Raw genomic sequence first — 21,173 nt, 5'->3', positions numbered from 1 at the left:
CTAGCCCAGGCGGAGGGCCTTGTGGCCTATGTCCTTCCGGTACTGGGCCCCGGGGAAGCCCACCTGGGGAATGAAGCCATAGGCCCGGGAAAGGGCCTCCTCCAGGGTTTTTCCTAGCCCCACCACGTTCAGAACCCGCCCCCCGGCGCTCACCAGGCTGTTCCCCTCCCACCGGGTCCCGGCGTGGAAGACCAGAACCCCTTCCGGCGGCTCCGGGACATGGAGGGGAATCCCCTTCCTCGGGCTTTCCGGGTAACCGGGGGCCGCCAGGACCACGCAGGCGGAGGCTCCCTCCCGCCAGGCCAGCTCCGTTCCCCCAAGCCGCCCCTCCGCCACCCTCAGAGCCAGCTCCACCAGATCGCTTTGCAAAAGGGGCAAAAGGGCCTGGGCCTCGGGGTCGCCGAAACGGGCGTTGAACTCCAACACCTTGGGGCCTTCCCGGGTAAGCATCAGCCCCGCATAGACCACCCCCCGGTAGACCACGCCTTCAGCCCTTAGACCCTGGATCAAGGGCTTTAGGATCTCCTCCTCCACCCGCCTGAAGATGGCGGCGTCCATGGGATAAGGGGCCACCGCCCCCATGCCCCCGGTCATGGGCCCCTGGTCCCCATCCAGCAGGCGCTTGTGGTCCTGGGAGGGCAGGAGGGGCAGGACGGTTTCGCCATCGGTCAGGGCCAGCACCGTGGCCTCATCCCCCTCCAGGTACTCCTCCACCACCACCTCCCCCCCCTCGGGGCCGGAGAGAAGGTTGAGGATGGCCTGCTTGGCGGTGTGCAGGTCGAAGGCCACGGTCACCCCCTTGCCCGCCGCCAGCCCGGAGTCCTTGATGACGATGGGCACCCCCACCTCCTCCAGGTACTCCAGGGCCAGGATAGGATCCTGGAAAACCCTATAGCGGGCCGTGGGGATCCCGTACCGCTCCATAAGCCCCTTGGCAAAGGCCTTGGAACCCTCAATCATGGCCGCCTTCTGGGTGGGGCCAAAGATGAGGAGCCCCCTTTTTTGGAAGGCATCGGCAATCCCCTCCACCAGGGGGGCTTCAGGGCCCACCAGGGTAAGGTCTATCCCCTCGCCCAGGGCCCAGTCCGCCAAGACCTCCACATCCCCATTCCAAGGCACCAGTTCCGCCAAAGGGGCCATCCCGGCATTGCCGGGAGCGGCATAGAGCCTATCCACCAAGGGGCTTTGCGCCGCCTTCCAAAGGAGGGCATGCTCCCGCCCCCCAGAACCCACCACCAGCACCTTCATGGGGAAGATTCTACCCGCCTTAAGACCTCCTCGGCCTTTAGGCGAACCTCCTCGGGGAGTTCCGAAAGCTCCTGGCGCAGGGCGGGATGGCCCCCCTCCACCGCCGCCAGGAGGTGGGCGGTAAGGAAGGCCCCCCGGGCCCACTCCCCCCCTTGGCCCATAAAGGCGGCCGGCACCAGGCCCCCCAGGCCCCAGACGGAAAGCAGGACCGCGGCCCGGAGATAAAGGGGCTTCTCCCTGGGACTGAGCCCCTGGAAGCGGGGCCAAGCCTCCCCAAGAAGGGCCTTCAGGCCCTCCCCCGGGGGGAAGGCCATTCCCGAAAGCACCAGGCGCACCGCCCTGGGGTAAAGGCGGTGCTCCAGGAAAAGCACCCGCCTTTCCAGGGTTTCCGGGGTATCCCCGGGCAGAACGGGCACCCGCCCCTGGAGGACGATGGGCCCGGTGTCCATCCCCTGGTCCACGAAGTGCACCGTGGAGCCCGTTTCCTTTTCCCCCGCCTCCAAGACCCTCCGGTGCACGTGTAGCCCCGGGTAGTCCGGGAGGAGGGAAGGGTGGATGTTCAAAAGGCGCCCGTACCAGGGTTCCACAAAACCCGGGGAGAGGAGGCGCATGAAGCCAGCCAGGAGCACCAGGTCCACACCCCTGGCCCGCAACAGGTCCAGGGCCTCCCTTTCAAACGCCTTCCGCCCCCGCCAGGGGATGGCCACCGCCTCCACCCCCCGCCTCGAGGCCCGCTTCAAAGCGTAGGCCTCCGGGTTGTCGGAGAGGACCAGCACCACCTCCCCCCGAGGGGTTTTGGGGGAAAAAAGCCTCCAGGAGGGCCTCCAGGTTGGTACCCCGGCCCGAGGCCATAACCGCCATCCGCGCGGGACGGCCCAAGGGAAACGGGCTCAGCATAGGCCTATCCCAAGGCCTCGGGGTGGTGCTTCTGCCAGTAGCGCACCAGACCTTGCAGGTTCATGGTAGGGGGGTCGGCCAGGGCGTAGAGCTGGGCAAGACCCCCCTCCACCCCCGCCTCCTCCAACCCCCTCCGCCAGTAGGCCTCAAAGCGCTCGGTCATCTCCTCCAGGGAAAGCCCCTCCTTAAGCCGGTGCAGGACCCAGCCCGCCCACTCCTCTAAAACCCCTCGCAAGGCCAGGAGGTGGGCCTCCACGTCCCGGTAAGGACCGAAGTGGGTGAGGTAGAGGACCTCGGGCCTGAGGGCCAGGATGCGGTCCAGGGAAGCGTACCAGCTTTCCAGGTGGATGTCCGGGGGTGGGGTGGGCGGCAGGACCGGGCCCTGGCCAATCCTTACCCCGGCGATGTCCCCGGCGAAGAGCAGGCCATCCACCAGGTAAGCATGGTGGTGGGAGGCGTGGCCCAGGGTTTCCAGGGCTTGGACCCTAAGCCCCCCGAGGTCCACCACCTCCCCGTCCTCCAGGACCCGCACCCGCTCCTGGGGGATCCCCTTAAGCTCCCCCCAGAGGGGTTTCAGCATCGCCCCGTAGATGCGCTCGGCGGAGGCCAGAAGCCTCGATGGATCCACCAGGTGCGGGGCCCCTCGGGGATGCACGTACACCGTGGCCCCAAGCTCCGCAAACCGCCAGGCAGCCCCGGCGTGGTCCAGGTGGATGTGGGTCACGAAGACATGGCGGACCTCCTTTGGGTGCACTCCCTCCTGCTTCAAGGCCGCCTCGAGTCGGGCATAGGTACTCTCCGGCCCCGTTTCGATCAGAACCGGCCCCTCCCGGGACTGGAGGAGGAAGCTGGCGATGACCTTCTCCACCCCCTGAAACTGGAGGTCCAAGACCTTCACCATGGGCGCTCCTCCTTAGGGCCGATCCGGGTGTGCAGGGTGCCGATGCCCTCAATGGCCACCTCCAGCCTGTCCCCCGGCTCTAAGGCCCCCACGCCCTCCGGGGTGCCGGTGAGGACCACATCCAAGGGCTCCAGGGTCATGAAGCTGGAGATGTAGGAGAGGATCTCGGCCACGCTGAAGATCATGGCGGAGGTGTGCCCCTCCTGGCGAAGCTGGTCGTTCACGTAGGTGCGCACCCAGGTGTTCTGCGGGTCCAGATCGGTTTCAATCCAGGGGCCTAGGGGCAGAAACTTGTCGGCGCTCTTGGCCCGCACCCACTGGAGGTCCTGTTTCTGGGCATCCCGGGCGGTGATGTCCACGGCAATGGTATAACCCAGGACGTGGTCTAGGGCCTTCTCAGGAGGCACGTTTCGCATGCGGTCCCCGATCACCACGGCCAGCTCCCCTTCGTAATGGAGCTCCTGGGTGAAGAAGGGGTAGGGCACCGCATCCCCCGTGTTCCAGGGATCCCGCGGGTTGCCGGGGTGGGCTAGGGTGTTGGGGGCCTTCAGGAACAGGCCCGGCTCCTTGGGCAGGTCCTGGCCGAAATCGTGCCCCATCTCCCGGATGTGCTCCCGGTAGTTTCTCCCCACGCACACAATCTTGCTGGGCGTGGCCGGGACCAGAAGGCGGACCGCAGCCAGGTCGTAACGCTTCCCCGTGGGGTTGCCCCCAGGGCCATCGGTCTCCAGGACAAGCTCGCCTTCCAGTATTCCCCAACGCCCCCCGTTAAACCGGAGAATCTTCATGCCCTAAAGCTACCATCTTCCCGAGAGGATTTGCAGACCCCTCAGGGCCACCACCAGGGCCACCAGCAAGGCCGCAAGCCGCCCCTCGGCGGGGGCCAGGAGCAAAAGCGCCAGGTAGCCGAAGATGGCCCCGAAGGGTATGGGATAAATACCCTTACGCTGCTTCCTCCAGTAAAGGAGGTGGTAGACCCCCGCCACCCCCAGGCCCAAAAGCGCCGCCCCCAGGGTTTCCCTGGGAAGCCAGGCCAGGAAGTAGCCCAGGGAGGGAGCAATCCCACCCCCGCCCCGGAAGCGGAAGAACAGGGGCCAGTTGTGCCCCGCCACCACCGCCGCCGCGGCCCACACCCGCCACTCTGAAGGGACGAGGAGAAGGGCCAAGGCTCCCTTGCCCAGGTCCCACAGCACCACCCAGAGGGCAGCCCAAGGACCCTTGCGGCGGAAAACCCCCGAGCCCCCCGGAAGATCTTTGGCCCGCACCTCGGGGAAGAAGAGGAGCCCCCCCACCAGGGAACCCAGGAGGTACGCCAGAAGCACGTAAGCCATGCCCCCATTCTTGCAAAAACCTTTTCCTTGCCCTATGCTGGTTATGGAAGTTTCCATGAAGCGCTTCCACCAGGAACAGGGAACCAGACTATGAGCAAGAAGAAACCCACCATCCTCGAGGTGGCCGCCCGGGCCGGGGTGGGCCTGGGCACGGTGAGCCGGGTCCTCAACAACCACCCCGCGGTGCGCCCGGAAACCCGGGCCCGGGTGCTGAAGGCCATGGAGGAACTGGGCTACACCCCGAACCCCCATGCCCGGCGCATCGCGGGAGGAAGAAGCTACACGGTCTCCGTCCTCCTTCCCTTCGTGGCCACGGAGTTTTACCGAAGGCTGGTGGAGGGGATCGAAGGCGTCCTCCTGGAAAAGCGCTACGACCTGGCCCTCTTCCCCATTCTCTCCCAGGCCCGGCTCAGGCGGTATTTGGAAAGCTCCACTCTGGCCTTCCTCACCGACGGCCTCATCCTCGCCTCCTATGACCTCAGCGAGCACTTCGAAGGAAACCGTCTTCCCACCGACTGCCCCGTGGTATTGGTGGACGCCAAGAACCCCCGGTACGACTCCGTTTACCTGGACAACTTCCTGGGGGGTCACCTGGCCGGGGAGTACCTGGCGCGCTTCCCCGGCCCCATCTTCGCCGTGAAGGTGGAGGAGGAACCCGACCGGGCCTTCCACCACACGGTCTTCGCCGAACGCCTGGCTGGATTCCAGGAGGCCTTAAAGGAGGCGGGGCGTCCCTTCCCCGAAGGCCACCTCTACACCACCCGGCTTTCCCAGGAAGGGGGGAGGTTGGCCCTCCGGCACTTCCTGGAAAGGGCCTCGCCCCCCCTCAACGTCTTCGCCGGTGCCGACCAGGTAGCCCTGGGGATCTTAGAGGAAGCGGAAAGGCTGGGGCTCACCTTGGGCAAGGAGGTAAGGGTCCTGGGCTTTGACGGGCATCCCTTCACCGAGGAGGTGGGGCTTTCCACCATCGCCCAGCCGGTGGAGGCCATGGGCGCCCGGGCGGCGCAACTTCTCCTGGAGAGGATGCAGGGCTATGCGGGCCCTCCCCGGGCCGTGCGCTTTGAACCCCTCCTGATCGAACGGGCCTCCACCCGCACCTCTCCTGCAGTTCCCTACCTGCCTTAGAATCTCCCCATGCGCCCGGAAGCCCTGGTTTACCCTTTGCGCTGGCTCATGCTTCTCCCCGTGGTGGGGATGCTCCTCGGGGCCCTCTACTTCGCCTGGCATGCCCTCGAGGAAACCCTCCTTGCGGTGCAAAAACCCTTGGACGAAGCCCTTCCCGTCCTGGTGGGCGCCGTGGACCTGGCCCTTTTAAGCGCCGTTTTCCTCATCTTCAGCCTGGGCCTTTTTGAGCTTTTCATCCGCAAGCTGGAGCTTCCCTTGGAAAACGCCCTCACGGTGGAAAGCCTGGCGGACCTCAAGGGCAAGCTGGGCCAGGTGATCGTCATGATCCTGGTGGTGAAGTTCTTTGAAAGGGCCTCGGCCTTCAAGCCCCAGACCTCCTTGGACTTCCTCCTCTTCGCCGGCGGGGTGGCCCTTCTGGCCGCTGGTCTGTGGCTAGCCAAGGCCAAAGATTAAGAGCTTGCTGGTCTACCTGGACCAAAACTACGCGAGCCGCATGGCCAAGCACCTTTTGGGCCAGCGGGGGCACGAGGTTTTTGGCAAGCTTCACCTGGCCCTAAGGGGCAAGGCCTTAGCCCCCCCAAGCCCCTTTCACGTGCTGGAAACCCTTTACCCCATCCAGGGTCCCGAGGAAAAGGCAGGCTACCTGCTACCTGCCTTGCAAGACCTCTTCTCCGAGCTTTCCCAGGGGTACTGGGTGCGCCCCTGGCAGGAGGTGGCCGTGCGCCAGGAGCGGGGGCTTTCCCGGGAGGACTTCCTCTGGCGGGGGGGAAGCTGGGAGTCCCCCGCCGACCTCTCCTCCTCACCGATCGCTACCTGCGAGGCCTTTTGCCGGGGAAAAGCGTGGGGGGGAGGCGAAGGGAAGTCATGGCCCTAGTCCAAAGGTTCCGGGAAGGGGTAGACTCCTCCTCGTGAAGGGCATCCGGGACCCCAAGCTCTGGCCCATCGCCGAGAAGGTGGAGGCGGGCGAACGCCTCACCTTTGCGGAAGGGCTCATTCTCTACCAAACCCGGGACCTGCCAGGCCTCATGCGCCTGGCCAACCGGGTGCGGGAACGCAAGCACGGGCACAAGACCTACTTTGTCCACTCCATCCGCGTTTCCCAGACCAACATCTGCTACGTGGGCTGCACCTTCTGCGCCTTCCAGAGAAAGTTCGGGGAGGAGGGGGCCTGGGATTGGGATGTGGAGGAGGTGGTGGCCTGGGTGAGGGAGCGGTACCAGCCCGGCCTCACGGAGATCCACATGACGGCGGGCCACCACCCCAAAAGGCCCTTTTCCTACTACCTGGACCTGGTGCGGGCCCTAAAAGCGAGCTTCCCCGGGGTCCAGGTGAAGGCCTGGACGGCAGCGGAGATCCACCACTTCTCCAAGATCGCCCGCCTCCCCTACAAGGAGGTGCTCCAGGCCCTTAAGGAAGCGGGGCTGGACGCCATGCCGGGGGGCGGGGCGGAGATCTTCGCCGAAAGGGTGCGCAAGGAGATCGCCCGGGCCAAGGTTTCCGCCGAGGGTTGGCTTTTGATCCACCGGACCGCCCACGAACTCGGCATCCCCACCAACGCCACCATGCTCTACGGGCACATAGAAACCCTCGAGGAGCGCCTGGACCACATGGACCGCCTGCGGCAGCTCCAGGACGAAACGGGGGGGTTCATGAGCTTCATCCCCTTGGCCTTCCAACCCGACGGGAACCATCTGGCCCAAAGGCTAGGGAAACGGGAGTTCACCACCGGCCTAGACGACCTCCGCAACCTGGCGGTGGCCCGGCTCTACCTGGACAACATCCCCCACATCAAGGGCTACTGGGCCACCCTGACCCCGGAGCTGGCCCAGGTTTCCCTGGACTGGGGGGTGACGGATATCGACGGCACCTTGATTGAAGAGCGCATCGTGCACATGGCGGGAAGCCCCACCCCCAAGGGGCTATCCAAGAAGGAGCTTGCGGGCATCATCCGCAAGGCGGGCCGCATCCCCGTGGAGCGGGATGCCCTTTACCGGGAGATCCGGATCTGGGACGCCGTGGAGGCCTGATGGCCTACGCCCTGGGGGTTCCCCCCTACGCCAACACCGCCCCCCTCTACCAGTTTCTGGAGCCCGATGGCTGGCGGCTTTGCTATGGGGTTCCCGCAGAGCTCAACCGGATGGTGCTCTCGGGAGAGGTGGGGCTTTCCCTGGTTTCCAGCTACTTTTACCTGGAGCACCAGGAGGAGCTAGGGCTTCTCCCCGACTTTTCCGTGGCCGTCCTGGGACGGGTGTACTCGGTTAACTTGTTTCTTAAGGGGAAGCCCGCGGACCTGAAGCGCATTGCCCTCACCACGGAAAGCGCCACCAGCGTGGAGCTCCTAAAGCTCCTCCTTGGGGAACAGGGGGTTTTTCCCCAGTACGAGGCCAAGGAAGGGGGACTGGAGCTCCTTAAGGAGTACGACGGGGTCCTCCTCATCGGCGACAAAGCCATCCAGGCCTACGCCAGCCTCCTAGACCATCTCCCTGAGACCCCCCATGCCCTTCCCACCCGCTTTGGGGAGGTAGAGGTGGTGGACCTCTCCATGCTCTGGTTTGAACGCACCCGGCTGCCCTTCGTCTTCGCCGTCTGGGCCTACCGCAGGGAAAACCCTCCCCCCTTAAAGTTGGTGCAAGCCCTGAGAAAGGCCCGGCGCCAGGGGCTTAGCCGGCTGGGAGAAGTAGCGGAAGCCGAGGCCAAGCGGCTTGGAATCCACCCTGTGCTCATGGAGCACTACCTTTGGAACTTCCGCTACCACCTGGAGGAGCCCGACCGCCTGGGGCTAAAGGCTTTCGCCGACGCTTTGGGCCTTCCCTTTGCCCCTACATACTATCCCGCATAGTGCTTGACTTTATATAGCACCCTGAGTAGCCTAGTACTGGGTCCTTGGACCCAAGGAGGTCAAAACATGCGTTGGAACCTAGACCCAGCCCACACCAGCATCGAGTTCGCCGTGCGGCATATGATGATCGCCACGGTCAAGGGCACCTTAAACCTCAAAGAGGGTTACGTGGAGACGGACGAAACCGGGAAGCCCCTTAAGGTGGAGGCCCGGCTGGATGCGAAAAGCATCCACACCGGGGTGCCCGACCGGGACAACCATCTCCGCTCCCCGGACTTCCTGGATGTGGAGCGCTACCCCGAGATCGTCTTCCGAAGCGAGAGGATTACCCCCTTGGGCGAGGGGCGGTACAGGGTGGAGGGGGAGGTAACCATCCGCGGGGTCACCCGGCCCCTCTCCTTCGAGGTGGAGACCTATGGCCCTGCCAAGGACCCCTGGGGCAACGAGCGCATCGCCGCCCACTTTGAAGGCCGGCTGAACCGCAAGGACTTCGGCCTCACCTGGAATGTGCCCCTGGAGATGGGCGGGGTACTGGTGGGCGAGGAAGTGCGCTTCAGCGTGGACACCGAAGCGGTCAAGGCGCAGGAGGCGGTGGCCGGGTAATGGCCTTTCCCCCGCGGCTTTTGGCCCTCACCCTAAGGGTGAGGGACCTCGAGGCGGCCCTCTCCTTCTACCAGGGCCTCCTGGGCCTGAGGCTGGAGGCCGACCCACCCCGCTACCGCCTTTACCCGAGAGGCCAGGGGTTTCACCTGGAGCTGGTCCATGCTCCTGAAGCTCCCCTGAGGCCCTATCCCTCGGTGGGCCTTTACCACTTCGCCCTCCTCCTCCCCGACCGCAGGGCCTTGGCCGGGGTCACCCAAAGGCTCCTCCAAGCTGGGGCCTACTTCGAGGGAGCAGCGGATCACGGGGTTTCCGAGGCCCTTTACTTTCGCGATCCTGAGGGGAATGGCCTCGAGCTCTACTGGGACCGGCCCCAAGGGGCCTGGCCCTCCGAACCCCTTATGTTCACCGCCCCCTTGAACCTGGAAGGGCTCCTTTCCCAAGCCCCAAAACCCAGCTCCCTTCCACCCGAAACCCTCCTCGGCCATCTGCACCTACATGTGGAAGACCTCAAGGAGGCCGAGGCCCTTTTTGCCAACCACCTGGGCATGGAGGTCACCCTGCGCACCTACCCCGGGGCCCTCTTTTTCGCCTGGGATGGCTACCACCACCACGTGGGGGCCAACGTCTGGGCAGGAAAGCGAAGGGCTCCGCCAGAGTCCACGGGACTCCTCGGCTACACGCTCCTGGACCCCTGGGGCCGGACGATGGAGCTGCAAGACCCCACGGGAGCACAAATGCGCCTTACGGCCAGCTTCTAAAGGGAATAACCCGCGGGGCAAGGGCCTTTCGGTCCCCGCTCTGCCCCTCTTGACAGGTCTTCCCCCCTCCCCTATGCTTGGAGGCAATATGCGGACCCTAGGGCGCTACTTCGGCTTTTATTATCCCGCCGGGGGCGCCCTGCGGTCCGCATAGGTTTTTCCGCAAGAAGGGCGCCCCCGAAAAGGGGGCGCCCAAGGCTTTTAGGAGGGAAGGATGCTCATCGTGATGAAGCGGGGACACACGGAAGCGGAGTTGGAAGAGGTGGTGCGGGAAATTGAGAAGGTGGGCTACCGGCCCCACGTCTCCCGGGGGGTGGAGACCACCCTGGTGGGGGCCATCGGCCGGGGACCCACCCCGGAGCTCATGGAGCACTTCCGTGCCCTTCCCGGGGTGGCGGAGGTGATCCCCATCTCCAAGCCCTACAAGCTGGCGAGCCTCGAGGTCCAGCCCTTCCCCACGGTCTTGGAGTTCCCCACGGGCAAAACGGGCGGAGGCCATGTGCTGATCGCCGCCGGGCCCTGCGGGGTGGAGTCCCGGGAGCAGACCCTTAAAGCCGCCCGCTACGTGAAGGCCCACGGGGCGGGGATGCTGAGGGGCGGGGCCTTCAAGCCCAGGACCAGCCCCTACGCCTTCCAAGGGCTGGGCCTGGAAGGGCTCAAGATCCTGGCGGAGGCCCGGCGGGAGACGGGGCTTCCCGTGGTCACCGAGGTCCTCTCCCCGGAGCAGGTGGAACTGGTGGCGGAGTATGCCGACGCCCTGCAGATCGGGGCCCGCAACGCCCAGAACTTCGCCCTCCTCCAGGCGGTGGGGGAGGTGAAAAAGCCCGTGCTCCTCAAGCGGGGTATGAGCATGACCCTGGAAGAGTTCTTAATGAGCGCCGAATACATTCTCTCCCGCGGGAACATGCAGGTGATCCTGGTGGAACGGGGGATCCGCACCTTTGAGAAGACCACCCGCTTCACCCTGGATGTCTCGGCGGTGCCCGTGCTCAAAAGCTTCACCCACCTCCCCGTATGGGTGGATCCCTCCCACCCCGCAGGCAAGCGGGAGTGGGTCATCCCCTTGGCCCTGGCGGGGCTTGCGGCAGGGGCGGATGGCCTCATCGTGGAAACCCACCCCGAGCCGGAAAAAGCCCTTTCCGACGCAGCCCAGCAGCTCCACGAGCACGAGTTCGCCGAGCTGATGCAAAAGGCTAAGCGGCTTTTGGAAGCCCTGGACAAGACCCTCTCCGCACCCGTCTTGGGATGAAACCGCTTTTTGGCAAGGTGGGCATCTTCGGGGTGGGGCTCCTCGGGGGAAGCGTGGCCCTGGGCCTAAAGGAGCGCTTCCTGGCCGAGGAGATCCACGCCTACGACCAGGACCCCGAAGCCTTGGAGAAGGCCCTCTTCCTGGGGGTAGCCGACCGGGTGCACCCCCAGCTTGGCCCTTGGGTGGGGGAGCTGGAGCTGGGCATCCTGGCGGCCCCTGTGGGAGCCCTGGTGGACCTGGGCAGGAGGCTGGCTCCCTTAGCCCACCCCGATAGCCTCTGGACCGATGTGGGCAGCGTGAAGGCCCGGGTGGTGGGGGACCTCGAGGACATCCTGCCCCACTTCCTGGGAAGCCACCCCATGGCGGGAAGCGAGCGGGCCGGGGTGGAAAACGCCCACGCGGGCCTCCTGCACAACGCCATCTGGGTTTTAACCCCTACGCCACGGACCAGCCCTAAGGCGCGCGAAGGGATTAAGAAGCTGGTGGAGGCCTTGGGAGCCTACCCCTTGGAAATCCCCCCGGAGCTTCACGACCGCTTGGTGGCCCGCATCTCCCACCTGCCCTATCTTTTGGCCGTGGCCCTAAACCGCCTGGTGGCCCATAGCCCCCACCGGGACCTCCTGATGTTCTTGGCGGCCGGGGGTTTCCGCGACCTCACCCGGGTGGCCTCAGGGTCTCCCCGGATGAGCCGGGACATGGTGGTGGAGAACAGGGAAGCCCTCAAAGAGGCCATCTATGAGCTCAGAGGGGTGCTTGGAGAGTTGGAGGAGCTTCTGGACCAGCCCGAAGCCCTTCTCCGGGCAGCGGAGGAGGCCAAGCGCACCCGGGACAGCCTTCCCATCGTGCGCCGAAGCCTGCTCCCCGAGATGCACGACCTGGTGGTCCAGGTCCCTGACCGCCCCGGGGAGATCGCCCGCATCGCCACCGCCTTGGGGGAGGCCGGGGTGAACATCAAAGACATCGAGGTCCTCACCATCCGGGAAGAAGCCGGGGCCATCCGCTTAGGCTTCGCCAGCCGCGAGGAGCGGGAAAAAGCCCGGGAAGTCCTTTCCCGGGCAGGGTATCGGGTTTCTTAAGGATCCCGCTCCACCCGGTCCTTCCCCTCCTCCTTGGCCCGGTAAAGGGCCTTGTCCGCCCTTTGGAAGAGATCCTGTAGATCTCCCTGGTACAGGGCCACCCCAAAACTCCCCGTGGTCCCCAGGCGCTGAAGCCCAACCCTGAGCCTTTCCGCCACCCGCACCGCCTCCTCTTCCGCGGTCCGGGGAAGGATAACGGCAAACTCCTCCCCACCCCAGCGCCCCACCAGGTCCCCCTGGCGCACGTGGGCCACCAGGTACTGGGCCACCTCCTTAAGGATCCGGTCCCCCACCTGGTGGCCGTGGGTGTCGTTCACCCGTTTAAAGTCGTCCAGGTCCATAAGCACCAGGCTAAAGGGCCTCTCCCCCCGTTCCACCCGGGCGGCTTCCCTTTCCATGGCCATCTCCAAGGCCCTCCTGTTGGGGAGACCGGTGAGGGGATCGGTGAGGGCCTGTTCCTTCCAGAAGCGCATCTGGCCGTGGGCCTCGCGGAAGCGGGCCAGTAAAAAGGTAAGGCTTAAGAGAATAACCTGGCTCACGGCAAAATGGGGCCAGAAATCCAGGTTGCGCCCCAAAACCAGGGGGGCAAGAAACAAAACCCCACCCCAGAAGGCTCCCAAAAGGTGCCCCAAGGACCAGGGGGGATAGGCGAACCCAGCCAGCAGGTAAAGGGCCGGGGTGAAGAATCCCGCCAAGGGCCAGTTCTCCCCCACCCGCCACATCTCAAAAAGCAAATAGGCTCCAAGGGGATGGAGAAGAAGGCGGGGCGCCACCTTAGGACCCCGGCTTAGAGCCCAAAGGGCCCAGAGAACGAAAAAAGCGTAGAGCAAAACTTCCAGGCCCTGGGGCGGGAATCTCTGCGCCTGGAGCAAAAGGCCAAGGGCCATCCCGGCCCAGCTGGCAAAGTAAAAGACCCGGCCCCGGCCATCCATGCTTCCATGGTAGACCGGTTCCCGTTAAAAGCCTGTGAAAACTGGACTAGGGCAGAACTTTACCGGGATTCAAAAGACCTTGGGGATCCAGGGTGGCCTTTACGGCGCGGAAGGCCTCGAGGGTCCCTTCATCCACCGCCTCCTCCATGAAGGCCCGCTTCATGAGGCCGATGCCGTGCTCCCCGGAAAGCACCCCCCCGTGCCTCAAGGCCACCCGGGCGATCTCATGGGCCAGCTCCCAAACCCGCTCCTCGCTTTCCCTCCTGGGGTCAAAGAGGATGTTGGGGTGCAGGTTCCCATCCCCGATATGGCCGAACTGGGCCACCACCAGGCCATAGGCCTCGCCTAAAGCGGCGATCTCCCGCACCACCTTAGAAAGCTCGCTCCTGGGCACGGCGATGTCCTCGTTGACCCGTTTAGGGCGGATGCGGCCCAAGGCAGGGCTCACGCTCCGCCTGGCCCGCCAAAGGGCCTCGGCCTCCTTCTCGTCGTGAGCCCTTTGCACCCTTGCCCCGAGGTCCTTGGCGGTCTCCTCCACCAAAGAGAGCTCCTCCTCTACCACCTCGAGGTTATCCCCATCCGTCTCCACCAGAAGGAGGGCGTGCCCCCGGGGTAGGCCCATACCCAGGTAGTCCTCCACGGCATTCACAGAGACGGGATCCAAAAACTCCAGCCTGGCGGGTACCGCCCCCAGGGCGATGGCCCGGGAAACCGCCTCCGCCAAGGCCCCCACCTCGGGAAAAGCCGCCATCAAGGTGGCCCGGTACCGGGGAAGGGGGAGAAGGCGCACCCTGGCCCCGGTGATCAGGCCCAAGGTCCCCTCCGAACCGATGAGGAGGCCAGGGAAATCGTAGGCCTGGCGGCCCAGGCGGTGCACCTCCCCCCAGGAATCCACAAACTCCAGCTCCAAAACGTAATCCCCCGTGACCCCGTACTTGAAGCAGAGGGGCCCCCCGGCGTTTTCCGCCAGGTTGCCCCCCAGGGTGCTTGTGCGGTAGGAGGCGGGGTCTGGGGGGTAAAAGAGGCCAAAGGGCCTTGCCGCCTCGGAGACCCGGGCCGTGGTCACCCCGGGCTCGGCCCAGGCGGTGCGCCCCACGGGGTCCAGCTCCAGGCGGGCCATGCGGGTAAAGGCCACCACGATAGCCCCCTCACCCGGCACCGCGCCCCCGCTCAAGCCGCTTCCCACCCCCCGGGGAACCAGGGGAAGCCCATACCGGCGGGCCAGGCGCACCAGGGCCTGCACCTCCTCCCGGGTTTCCGGCAGGACCACCGCCAAGGGCTCTGGCCCCACCAGGATGGCGTCATAGCGGTAAACCCCCTTTTCCGCCGGGGAGAGGAGGGCCCTAGGGCCGAAAAGGGCCTTGAGTTCCGCCCGCACCCCCACCATGCCCTAAGGCTACCAGGTGGGGTCGCAATAGGGGGAGGAATCGGAGAACAAGCCCCCGCATGTCCCCATCCTCCCCATAACCCCCACCGCAAGGCTTTGGCCCGCCTAAAGACCCCTTTAGACTCTAGGCATGGCCTACTGGCTTTTGAAATCCGAACCCGAGGTGTACAGCATCCTGGACCTGAAACGGGAGGGCAGGGCCATTTGGGACGGGGTGCGCAACTACCAGGCCCGGAACTATCTGATGCACATGCAACTAGGGGACCTCTGCTTCTTCTACCACTCCAACGCCAACCCCCCGGGGATCGCCGGGCTTTGCCGGGTGGTGGGGACCCTAGTCCCCGACCCCACCCAGTTTGACCCCTCTAGCCCCTACTTTGACCCCAGGGCCACCCGGGAAAACCCCCGGTGGTACACGGTGGAGGTGGAGTTCCTCGAGGCCTGGCCCCTTGTGCCCTTGGTCGAGCTCAAGGCCTGCTTCCCCCAGGACCACCCCCTGGTGAAAAAGGGGAACCGGCTTTCCGTGATGCCGGTTCCCCCGGAGGTGGCCGAAGGACTTATTGCGCGGAAAGGGTGCCGATGATCTTGAAGAGGGGCAGGAACATGCCCGCCACGATCATGCCCACGATCACGCCCAGGAAGATGATCATGAGGGGCTCGATGGCGGCGGTGAGGCTGGCCACCGCCTCGTCCACCTCCCGCTCGTAGAAGTCGGCGATCTTGGCAAGGAGGGTGTCCAGGGCCCCCGTCTCCTCCCCGATGGCCACCATGGAGCTCACCATGGGGGGGAAGACAAAGGGATGCTGGGCCAGGGTGAGGTTTACAGGCTCTCCCTGCTGGACCTTGAGCTTGGCCGTGTCCACGATCTCCTCCACCACGCTGTTGCCCGCCGTCCCCTTGGTGATGTCCAGGGACTCCACGATGTTCACCCCGCTGGAAAGGAGGAGGGCCAGGGTGCGGGAGAAACGGGCCACCGCCGTCTTGCGGCCCAGGTTGCCGAAGACCGGCATCCGCAGCTTGATGCGGTCAATGACCTTTCGCCCTTGGGGCGTCCTGTAGTACCAGCGGTAGGCAAAGAAGAGGACCACCGCCAAGAGGATTAGGGGCAACGTGGCCGCCCGGAGGAAGCCCGAAAGGGCGATGAGGAACCGGGTGAGGAGGGGAAGCTCCGAGCCCAAGTCCGTGAGGATCTGGGCAAACTGGGGCACGATGCCCGTGAGGAGAAAGTAGGCCACGCCCACGGCGAAGACGAAGACGATCACGGGATAGGTCATGGCGCTACGGATCTTGCCCCTGAGCTCCAGGTCCTTCTCCAGGAAGGTGGCCAGGCGGTCCAGGATCACGTCCAGCCCGCCCGAGGTCTCCCCGGCCCGCACCAGGTTCACGTAAAGCCGGGAGAAGAGCTTGTGCTTGGCCAGGGCATCGGAAAAGGCCATGCCCCCTTCGATGTCGGTGCGGACCTTCTTAATGATCTCCCGGAACTTCTTGTTCTCGGTCTGCCTTTCCAGGATGGAAAGGGACTGCAAAAGCGTGAGCCCCGCCCCCAGCATGGTGGCCAGCTGCCGGGAGAAGATGGCCAGGTCCTTAAGGCCAGGACCCCTCTCCAGGGCAGGAAGGCGCACCTCGGCCTGCAGGCCCCTCCCCGGCTCCTTGATCTCGGCCACGAAAAGCCCCCGGTCCCTCAGGAGCCTGGCGGCGGTGCGCAGGTCCTCCGCCTCGATGGTGGCCTCCACCAGGCGGCCCTGGCGGTCGCGGGCCTTATACTGGTAGACTGGCATGGTAGAAGTATACCAGAAGGAGCTACAGGAAGCAGCGGAAACCCTTCGGCGTGGGGGCCTGGTGGCCTTTCCCACGGACACCGTCTGGGGGGTGCTGGCCCGGATGGAGGACGAGGCCGCCTGCCGGCGCATCTACGAGCTTAAGGGACGGGAGGAGGAAAAGCCCCTCCAGGTGCTGGTGGCGGACCTGGAAAGCGCCCTTAAGCTTGCGGACCTCGGGAAGCTACGGGATAAGTTCCTGCGCCTGGCGGAGGCCTTCTGGCCCGGGGGCCTCACCGTGGTGGTACCGGGGCAAAATATCCCCCCCTGGATCAGCCGGGATGGTTCCGTGGGGCTGAGGATGCCGGATCATGCCCTGCTTCGGGAGCTTCTCCGCCGGGTAGGCGGGTATGCCGCGGCCACCAGCCTCAACAGGAGCGGCGAGCCCCCGGTGCGCACGGAAAAGGAGGCCCGGGAATTCGGCGTGGACTATGTCTTCCCGGGGGAAGCCCTGGGCCTGGCTTCCAGCGTGGTGGACCTGCGCACGGGGGAGGTCCTGAGGGAGGGAGCCATTCCCAAGGAGGCCCTGTTGCCCTACCTGCAAGATGTCTAACCTGAAGGCGGAGGTGTTGGCGGTCCTTTTCGCCGCGGGAAGGCCCGTGGCCCTGAGGGAACTCAAGGCCTTGGGCCACCCGGAGGAAACCCTCCTTAGGACGCTTCAGGCCCTGGAGGCGGAGCTTAAGGAGGGAAGCCTGGGGGTGGCCCTGGAACGGGTGGCCGGGGGGTGGCGGCTGGTAGTGCACGAGGGCACCCTGGAAGCGGTGGAACGGGTCCTCAAGCCCAGCCCGCCCCGGCTCTCCAAGGCGGCCCTCGAGGTCCTGGCCCTCATCGCCTACCACCAGCCCATCGCCCGGGCGGAGCTTGAGGCCATGCGGGGGAAAAGCGTGGAAGGAACCCTGGAAAGCCTTTTGGAGCGGGGGCTTATCCAGGTGGTGGGCGAGAAGGAAGCCCCGGGCCGGCCCAAGATCTACGGGACCACGGAGCGCTTCCTGGAAGTCTTTGGCCTGGAAAGCCTAAAGGACCTCCCGCCCCTCGAGGACGGCCCACCCCTCCTCCTCCGGGGCTAGGGCCTCCCGGGCGGGGATGGGAAGGGGGCTATAGAGCTCGTTCTGCCGCACGAAGGCCAAAAGAAACCGGCCGAGAAGGCGCATCTGGCTTCGGTGGGCCCGGATGGCCTTTTCCTTTAGCCTAACCTCCTCCTCGGTGAGGGGAAAGCGCCGCCAGGGAAGCCCCCTACCCCGGGGGGGCGGGTACAGGGGAAGCCGAGGATGGAGGCCTTTGGGCAAGGGGTACTGGTACCCTCCGTGGATGAGGTAGTACTCCAGCCTGTCCTCCATGCCCAAGGAGGCCGCCGCCTGCATGCCGAAATAGCCCGTGGCCTGGTGGTCCCGGTGGGCATCCAGGGGGCTTGGCAGGAGGATGCGGGTGGGCTTGAGGGAGGAGAGAAGCTCCACCAGGGTGGCCTCCAAAGCCTTGCCCGTATAGGGAAGCCCCAGGCGGTAAGACCCACGGTAGGCCACCGCCTTAAGCCCCGTGTAGGGGCTTTCGTAGGGCAGGTAGTAATGGGTGGTGAAGAGGGCGAAAAGCCCCTGGTCGGGGAAACCGAGGAAATAGGCGCTATCCCGGGGAAGGCCCAGAGCCTCGAGGCCCCGCCAAGCCTCCACCATGCGCCTTAAGGCCAAGCGGCGCATGGCCTCTTTGGAGGGCAAAGGGCTTCCCGCCGCCAGGTCAAAGGCATCCCCTGAGGTGAGGTAGACCACGCTCACCCGTCCTCCCCTTAGAAGGGTGCGGCGCATCAGCCCCGCCGCCGCCAGCACCTCGTCATCGGGATGGGGGGCCAGGACCAAAAGGTGTTCCCCTGGCCCCGGCCCCGGGGCCAAGGGTAGCCTTCGCACCCGCAAGGAAGTGGCGAGGGCGTGGTAATAGGCGAAGATGAAGCGCCCGTTGACGAAGGCCCACACCCCCAGGGCCGCAAGGACAAGCCCCACCCGCTCCGCCCAGAGGAGGCCGAGCCAAAGCCTAAGGGCCTCCGCCAGAAGCAGGTAGAGGGCCAGAAGGAGGAGAAGCCACTGCCAGGGAGCCAGGCGGCGCACGAGGGGCATTTTACGGGCTAGAGTGGTCCTGTGGTCCTCCGCCCCGCCGAGGAAAAGGACCTCTCCGCCATCACCCGGCTTTCCCACGGCACCCTCCTTCTGGGCCGGGCAGGGCCCTTGGTCTTTCCCAGCCGGGAGCTTTGGGGGGAACTCTTCGTGGCCCCCTACCTGCGGCGGGGGTGCTGCAACAGGGTGGCCGAGGAGGAAGGAGAGATCCTGGGCTACATCCTGGGTGCCTGCTCGGACCTTCCCCTTACCCTCTACCTCCTTCCTCGAGTGCCCTTCCTCCTCCTGAAACTCCTCCTCGGCCGCTATGGCCCGCCCCTACCCCACCTCCGGTACCTCCTCAGGCTCCTCCTGTACCGGGGCCCCAAGGCCCCGAAGAGGCTTTACCCCGCCCACCTGCACATCGCCGTGGACCCCAAAGCCCAGGGCAGGGGAATCGGCAAGGCCCTGCTGACCGAGTTCCTGGAATGCCTCAAAGAAAAAGGGGTAAGGGGCGTGCAGCTATCCACCACCCGGGCCAACGCCGCCGCCAGGAAGCTTTACCAGAGCCTGGGCTTCCGCCTCTACGCCAAGCGGGCCAGCCCCTTCTGGGCTCCCTACCACGGCCACCCCGTGGTCCACGAGGTCTGGGTCAGGGAACTTTAGAAAAGGCCATAATGAAAGGGTGCTGCCCGAGGCCCTAAGGGGATGGGAAAGCTACCGGGACTGGCTGGAGGCCAACCCGGAGTTCCGGGGGCGGATCGTCTTCGCCCGCCTCCTTCCCCGGATCCCCCCCAAGACCGTCCCCTACCAGGGGGTCTTCGCCGGGGTCCTCGAGGCTTTAGGGCTAAAGCCCTTCGCCCACCAAAGGGAGGCCCTGCTTCTGGTGGAGGAAAGGAAGAACGTGGTCATGGCCTACTCCACCGCCGCCGGAAAAAGCCTGGTCTTCCAGGCGCCGGTGCTCAAGGCTGCCCTGGAAGGGGAAACGAGCCTTCTCCTTTTCCCCACCAAGGCCCTGGCCCATGACCAGCTGAGGCGGCTTAAGGCCATGGCGGAGGCCCTGGGGGTAAAGGGCATCTACCCCTACGACGGGGACACCCGGGGGGAGGTAAGGCGGAAGGCCAAGCAAGAGGGCCTCATCCTCCTCAGCAATCCCGACATGCTCCACTTTGGCCTTCTACCCCGGCACGGGGAGTTCGCCTCCTTCCTTTCCCGGCTCCGCTACCTGGTCCTGGACGAGCTTCACGCCTACCGGGGGGTCTTCGGGACCCACGTGGCCCTGGTCCTCTTCCGCCTATTGCGCCTGGCCCGCCACTATGGGGCGAACCCCCAGGTGATTGCCGCCAGCGCCACCATCGGCAACGCCAAGGAGCACGCAGAAGGCCTCACCGGCCTTCCCTTTGTGGAGCTAAGGGAGGAGGTGGCCCGCTCGGAGCGGGAGCTTCTGGTGCTTCTTCCCAAGCCCTTAGACGCCAAGGGGGAAAGGCGGCGAAGCCCCCTCCTGGAGGCCGCCTACCTGGCCCGGACCTGGGCCGAAGGGGGCATAAGGGGGCTCATCTTCACCAACGCCAGGAAAAGCGCCGAGCTCATCGCCCGCTACGCCGCCCACCCCGCGGTGCGCCCGTATCGGGCGGGCTACACCGCCAAGGAGAGGCGTCGCCTGGAGGAGGCCTTGAAGACGGGGGAGGTCCAGGTCCTGGTCTCCACCAGCGCCCTGGAGCTGGGCGTGGACATCGGGGAACTGGACGCCGTGGTCCTTGTGGGCTACCCCGGGTCCATTTCCGCCTTTTGGCAGCGGGCGGGAAGGGCGGGGAGGGGAAGCCGGAGGGCCCTGGTGGTCTATATCCCCCGGGAGGATCCCTTGGACGAGTACTTCCTCCACCGGCCCGAACTCCTCCTAAGGACGCCACCCGAGGTGGCGGTGGCCGATCCGAAAAACCCCGTGCTCTGCCCCCTTCACCTCCACGCCGCCGCTTGGGAAAAGCCCCTTTCCCGGGAAGAAGTCCACCCTGGCCAAGCGGGATCCCCCGGGCCTTTTATCCCCTGCCCCGAGGCCCTGGCTGAGCTTCGGGAGAAGGAAGGCCGCTACTACACCCCCAAGCGCCACCCCCACCGGGACCTGACCTTAAGGGGCCTGGGCAACACCTTCACCCTGAAGGGGCCAGACGGGGAGGTGCTGGGCTACCTGGACGAACGCCAGGCCTACTGGGAGGCCCATCCCGGGGCTATTTACCTTCACGGGGGGGAGAGCTTTTTGGTGCGCAACATTGACCCGAAGAGGCGGGAGATCTGGCTTTTGCCGGCCCTCGAGGACCACTACACCGAGCCCCGGGCGGAAACCGACCTCGAGGTCCTCTCGGGGGAGGCCATGGGGCATGGGGTCTGGGTGGGCAAGGTGGTGCTGAGGGAAAGGGTGGTGGCCTACGCCAAGAAGCGCTTCTACACCGGCAGCGTCCTGGAGGAAGTCCCCTTAGAGCTTCCCGAGATCTCCTTCCCCACCGAGGCCCTTTGGTTCCACCCTCCCCTGGTGATCCCTTTCCAGCAGATCCCCGGGGGTATCCACGCCCTGGAGCACACCCTGATCGGCCTTCTTCCCCTTTTTGTCCTGGCGGAACGGCAGGACATCGGAGGGATCTCCTACCCCTCCTACCCCCGGCCCCTCCCTTCGGGAGGGGGCCCCACCATCTTCATCTATGACGGCTATCCAGGAGGCGTGGGCTACGTCCGGCAGGCAGCCCGCCGCTTCCCCGAGTGGGTCCGGTCCGCCCTGGAACTCCTCAAGGGTTGCCCCTGCGAGGAGGGTTGCCCCCGTTGCGTCCTCTCCCCCAAGTGCGGGAACGGCAACCAGTACCTGGATAAAGGGGCGGCCCTTATCCTGGCGGCAAACCTCACCCTCTCCCTTCCCCAAAGGACCCTGCATTAAACTCTTCCC

22 protein-coding genes and 1 pseudogene are annotated in these 21,173 nt (G+C 65.6%); 14 read left to right on the top strand and 9 right to left on the bottom strand.

From position 1 onward, the window contains the following. From purD to TNMX_RS02330, 5 genes and pseudogenes are all read right to left on the bottom strand, one after another. A complete protein-coding gene (purD, locus tag TNMX_RS02350) occupies nucleotides 1–1,248 on the bottom strand; it encodes a phosphoribosylamine--glycine ligase (RefSeq protein WP_038029085.1) in 1,248 nt (415 codons plus the stop codon). Next, nucleotides 1,245–2,145 (bottom strand): annotated as a pseudogene (gene purN / locus TNMX_RS02345) (phosphoribosylglycinamide formyltransferase). The gene purD and the pseudogene purN overlap by 4 nt, the downstream one beginning before the upstream one ends. A gap of 4 nt (nucleotides 2,146–2,149) precedes the next feature. Beyond that, nucleotides 2,150–3,046, bottom strand: a complete 897-nt coding sequence (locus TNMX_RS02340; RefSeq protein WP_038029083.1) for an MBL fold metallo-hydrolase — start codon at nucleotides 3,044–3,046, stop codon at nucleotides 2,150–2,152. Then, entirely contained in the window at nucleotides 3,040–3,834 is a 795-nt protein-coding gene (locus tag TNMX_RS02335) for a fumarylacetoacetate hydrolase family protein (RefSeq protein WP_038029080.1), read from the bottom strand. Before TNMX_RS02335 ends, TNMX_RS02340 begins: the two co-directional genes overlap by 7 nt. 9 nt (nucleotides 3,835–3,843) lie before the next feature. Continuing rightward, nucleotides 3,844–4,377, bottom strand: a complete 534-nt coding sequence (locus TNMX_RS02330; protein ID WP_038029078.1) for a glycerol-3-phosphate acyltransferase — start codon at nucleotides 4,375–4,377, stop codon at nucleotides 3,844–3,846. Nucleotides 4,378–4,467: 90 nt separating this feature from the next. Between TNMX_RS02330 and TNMX_RS02325 the strand changes: the two genes are divergently transcribed. From TNMX_RS02325 to TNMX_RS02285, 9 genes are all read left to right on the top strand, one after another. Further along, nucleotides 4,468–5,502, top strand: a complete 1,035-nt coding sequence (locus TNMX_RS02325; protein WP_038029076.1) for a substrate-binding domain-containing protein — start codon at nucleotides 4,468–4,470, stop codon at nucleotides 5,500–5,502. Between the two features lie 9 nt (nucleotides 5,503–5,511). Then, complete coding sequence (locus tag TNMX_RS02320; RefSeq protein ID WP_038029075.1) at nucleotides 5,512–5,955, top strand: YqhA family protein; 444 nt, start codon at nucleotides 5,512–5,514, stop codon at nucleotides 5,953–5,955. Nucleotides 5,956–5,959: 4 nt separating this feature from the next. After that, nucleotides 5,960–6,376, top strand: a complete 417-nt coding sequence (locus tag TNMX_RS02315) for a hypothetical protein (protein WP_253269356.1) — start codon at nucleotides 5,960–5,962, stop codon at nucleotides 6,374–6,376. A gap of 34 nt (nucleotides 6,377–6,410) precedes the next feature. Beyond that, nucleotides 6,411–7,529 (top strand): aminofutalosine synthase MqnE, encoded by a 1,119-nt coding sequence (gene mqnE / locus TNMX_RS02310; RefSeq protein WP_038029073.1) that lies wholly within the window; start codon nucleotides 6,411–6,413, stop codon nucleotides 7,527–7,529. Next, on the top strand, nucleotides 7,529–8,341 hold the full coding sequence (locus TNMX_RS02305) for a menaquinone biosynthetic enzyme MqnA/MqnD family protein (protein ID WP_019549978.1): 813 nt from the start codon (nucleotides 7,529–7,531) through the stop codon (nucleotides 8,339–8,341). The genes mqnE and TNMX_RS02305 overlap by 1 nt, the downstream gene beginning before the upstream one ends. Nucleotides 8,342–8,407: 66 nt before the next feature. Beyond that, nucleotides 8,408–8,944, top strand: a complete 537-nt coding sequence (locus TNMX_RS02300) for a YceI family protein (protein WP_038029070.1) — start codon at nucleotides 8,408–8,410, stop codon at nucleotides 8,942–8,944. Next, nucleotides 8,944–9,702: a VOC family protein gene (locus tag TNMX_RS02295; protein ID WP_038029068.1), complete on the top strand. Its 759-nt coding sequence runs from the start codon at nucleotides 8,944–8,946 to the stop codon at nucleotides 9,700–9,702. Before TNMX_RS02300 ends, TNMX_RS02295 begins: the two co-directional genes overlap by 1 nt. A 214-nt stretch (nucleotides 9,703–9,916) precedes the next feature. Continuing rightward, nucleotides 9,917–10,951, top strand: coding sequence for a 3-deoxy-7-phosphoheptulonate synthase (gene aroF, locus TNMX_RS02290; protein WP_038029066.1), 1,035 nt, complete (start codon nucleotides 9,917–9,919; stop codon nucleotides 10,949–10,951). Then, entirely contained in the window at nucleotides 10,948–12,027 is a 1,080-nt protein-coding gene (locus tag TNMX_RS02285; protein ID WP_038029064.1) for a prephenate dehydrogenase, read from the top strand. Before aroF ends, TNMX_RS02285 begins: the two co-directional genes overlap by 4 nt. Here the strand turns inward: TNMX_RS02285 and TNMX_RS02280 are convergent. Together TNMX_RS02280 and TNMX_RS02275 are read right to left on the bottom strand one after the other, a co-directional pair. Continuing rightward, nucleotides 12,024–12,959, bottom strand: coding sequence for a diguanylate cyclase (locus tag TNMX_RS02280; RefSeq protein ID WP_038029062.1), 936 nt, complete (start codon nucleotides 12,957–12,959; stop codon nucleotides 12,024–12,026). The two genes, TNMX_RS02285 and TNMX_RS02280, sit on opposite strands and share 4 nt — an antisense overlap. Before the next feature lie 46 nt (nucleotides 12,960–13,005). Next, nucleotides 13,006–14,346, bottom strand: coding sequence for an FAD-binding oxidoreductase (locus TNMX_RS02275; RefSeq protein WP_156919394.1), 1,341 nt, complete (start codon nucleotides 14,344–14,346; stop codon nucleotides 13,006–13,008). Between the two features lie 130 nt (nucleotides 14,347–14,476). On the opposite strand from TNMX_RS02275, the gene TNMX_RS02270 reads away from it, so the two are divergent. Beyond that, nucleotides 14,477–14,929, top strand: a complete 453-nt coding sequence (locus tag TNMX_RS02270; RefSeq protein WP_038029061.1) for an EVE domain-containing protein — start codon at nucleotides 14,477–14,479, stop codon at nucleotides 14,927–14,929. On the opposite strand, the gene TNMX_RS02265 is transcribed toward TNMX_RS02270, so the two are convergent. After that, nucleotides 14,904–16,124, bottom strand: coding sequence for a type II secretion system F family protein (locus TNMX_RS02265; RefSeq protein ID WP_038029060.1), 1,221 nt, complete (start codon nucleotides 16,122–16,124; stop codon nucleotides 14,904–14,906). The two genes, TNMX_RS02270 and TNMX_RS02265, sit on opposite strands and share 26 nt — an antisense overlap. Between TNMX_RS02265 and TNMX_RS02260 the strand changes: the two genes are divergently transcribed. Both TNMX_RS02260 and scpB read left to right on the top strand, forming a co-directional pair. Then, nucleotides 16,123–16,716: an L-threonylcarbamoyladenylate synthase gene (locus TNMX_RS02260; RefSeq protein WP_038029059.1), complete on the top strand. Its 594-nt coding sequence runs from the start codon at nucleotides 16,123–16,125 to the stop codon at nucleotides 16,714–16,716. The genes TNMX_RS02265 and TNMX_RS02260 overlap by 2 nt on opposite strands. After that, complete coding sequence (gene scpB, locus TNMX_RS02255; protein WP_038029057.1) at nucleotides 16,709–17,230, top strand: SMC-Scp complex subunit ScpB; 522 nt, start codon at nucleotides 16,709–16,711, stop codon at nucleotides 17,228–17,230. The genes TNMX_RS02260 and scpB overlap by 8 nt, the downstream gene beginning before the upstream one ends. On the opposite strand, the gene TNMX_RS02250 is transcribed toward scpB, so the two are convergent. Next, nucleotides 17,177–18,256, bottom strand: a complete 1,080-nt coding sequence (locus tag TNMX_RS02250) for a PIG-L deacetylase family protein (RefSeq protein WP_038029095.1) — start codon at nucleotides 18,254–18,256, stop codon at nucleotides 17,177–17,179. The genes scpB and TNMX_RS02250 overlap by 54 nt on opposite strands. Before the next feature lie 30 nt (nucleotides 18,257–18,286). On the opposite strand from TNMX_RS02250, the gene TNMX_RS02245 reads away from it, so the two are divergent. Both TNMX_RS02245 and TNMX_RS02240 read left to right on the top strand, forming a co-directional pair. Next, nucleotides 18,287–18,907, top strand: a complete 621-nt coding sequence (locus TNMX_RS02245; protein ID WP_038029055.1) for a GNAT family N-acetyltransferase — start codon at nucleotides 18,287–18,289, stop codon at nucleotides 18,905–18,907. Between the two features lie 19 nt (nucleotides 18,908–18,926). Continuing rightward, entirely contained in the window at nucleotides 18,927–21,164 is a 2,238-nt protein-coding gene (locus TNMX_RS02240) for a DEAD/DEAH box helicase (protein ID WP_038029053.1), read from the top strand. The last annotated feature ends 9 nt before the right edge of the window (nucleotides 21,165–21,173 follow it).

The organism is Thermus sp. NMX2.A1 (assembly GCF_000511705.1).
GTDB lineage: Bacteria > Deinococcota > Deinococci > Deinococcales > Thermaceae > Thermus > Thermus scotoductus.
This window is presented reverse-complemented; position numbering and strand designations above follow the sequence as displayed.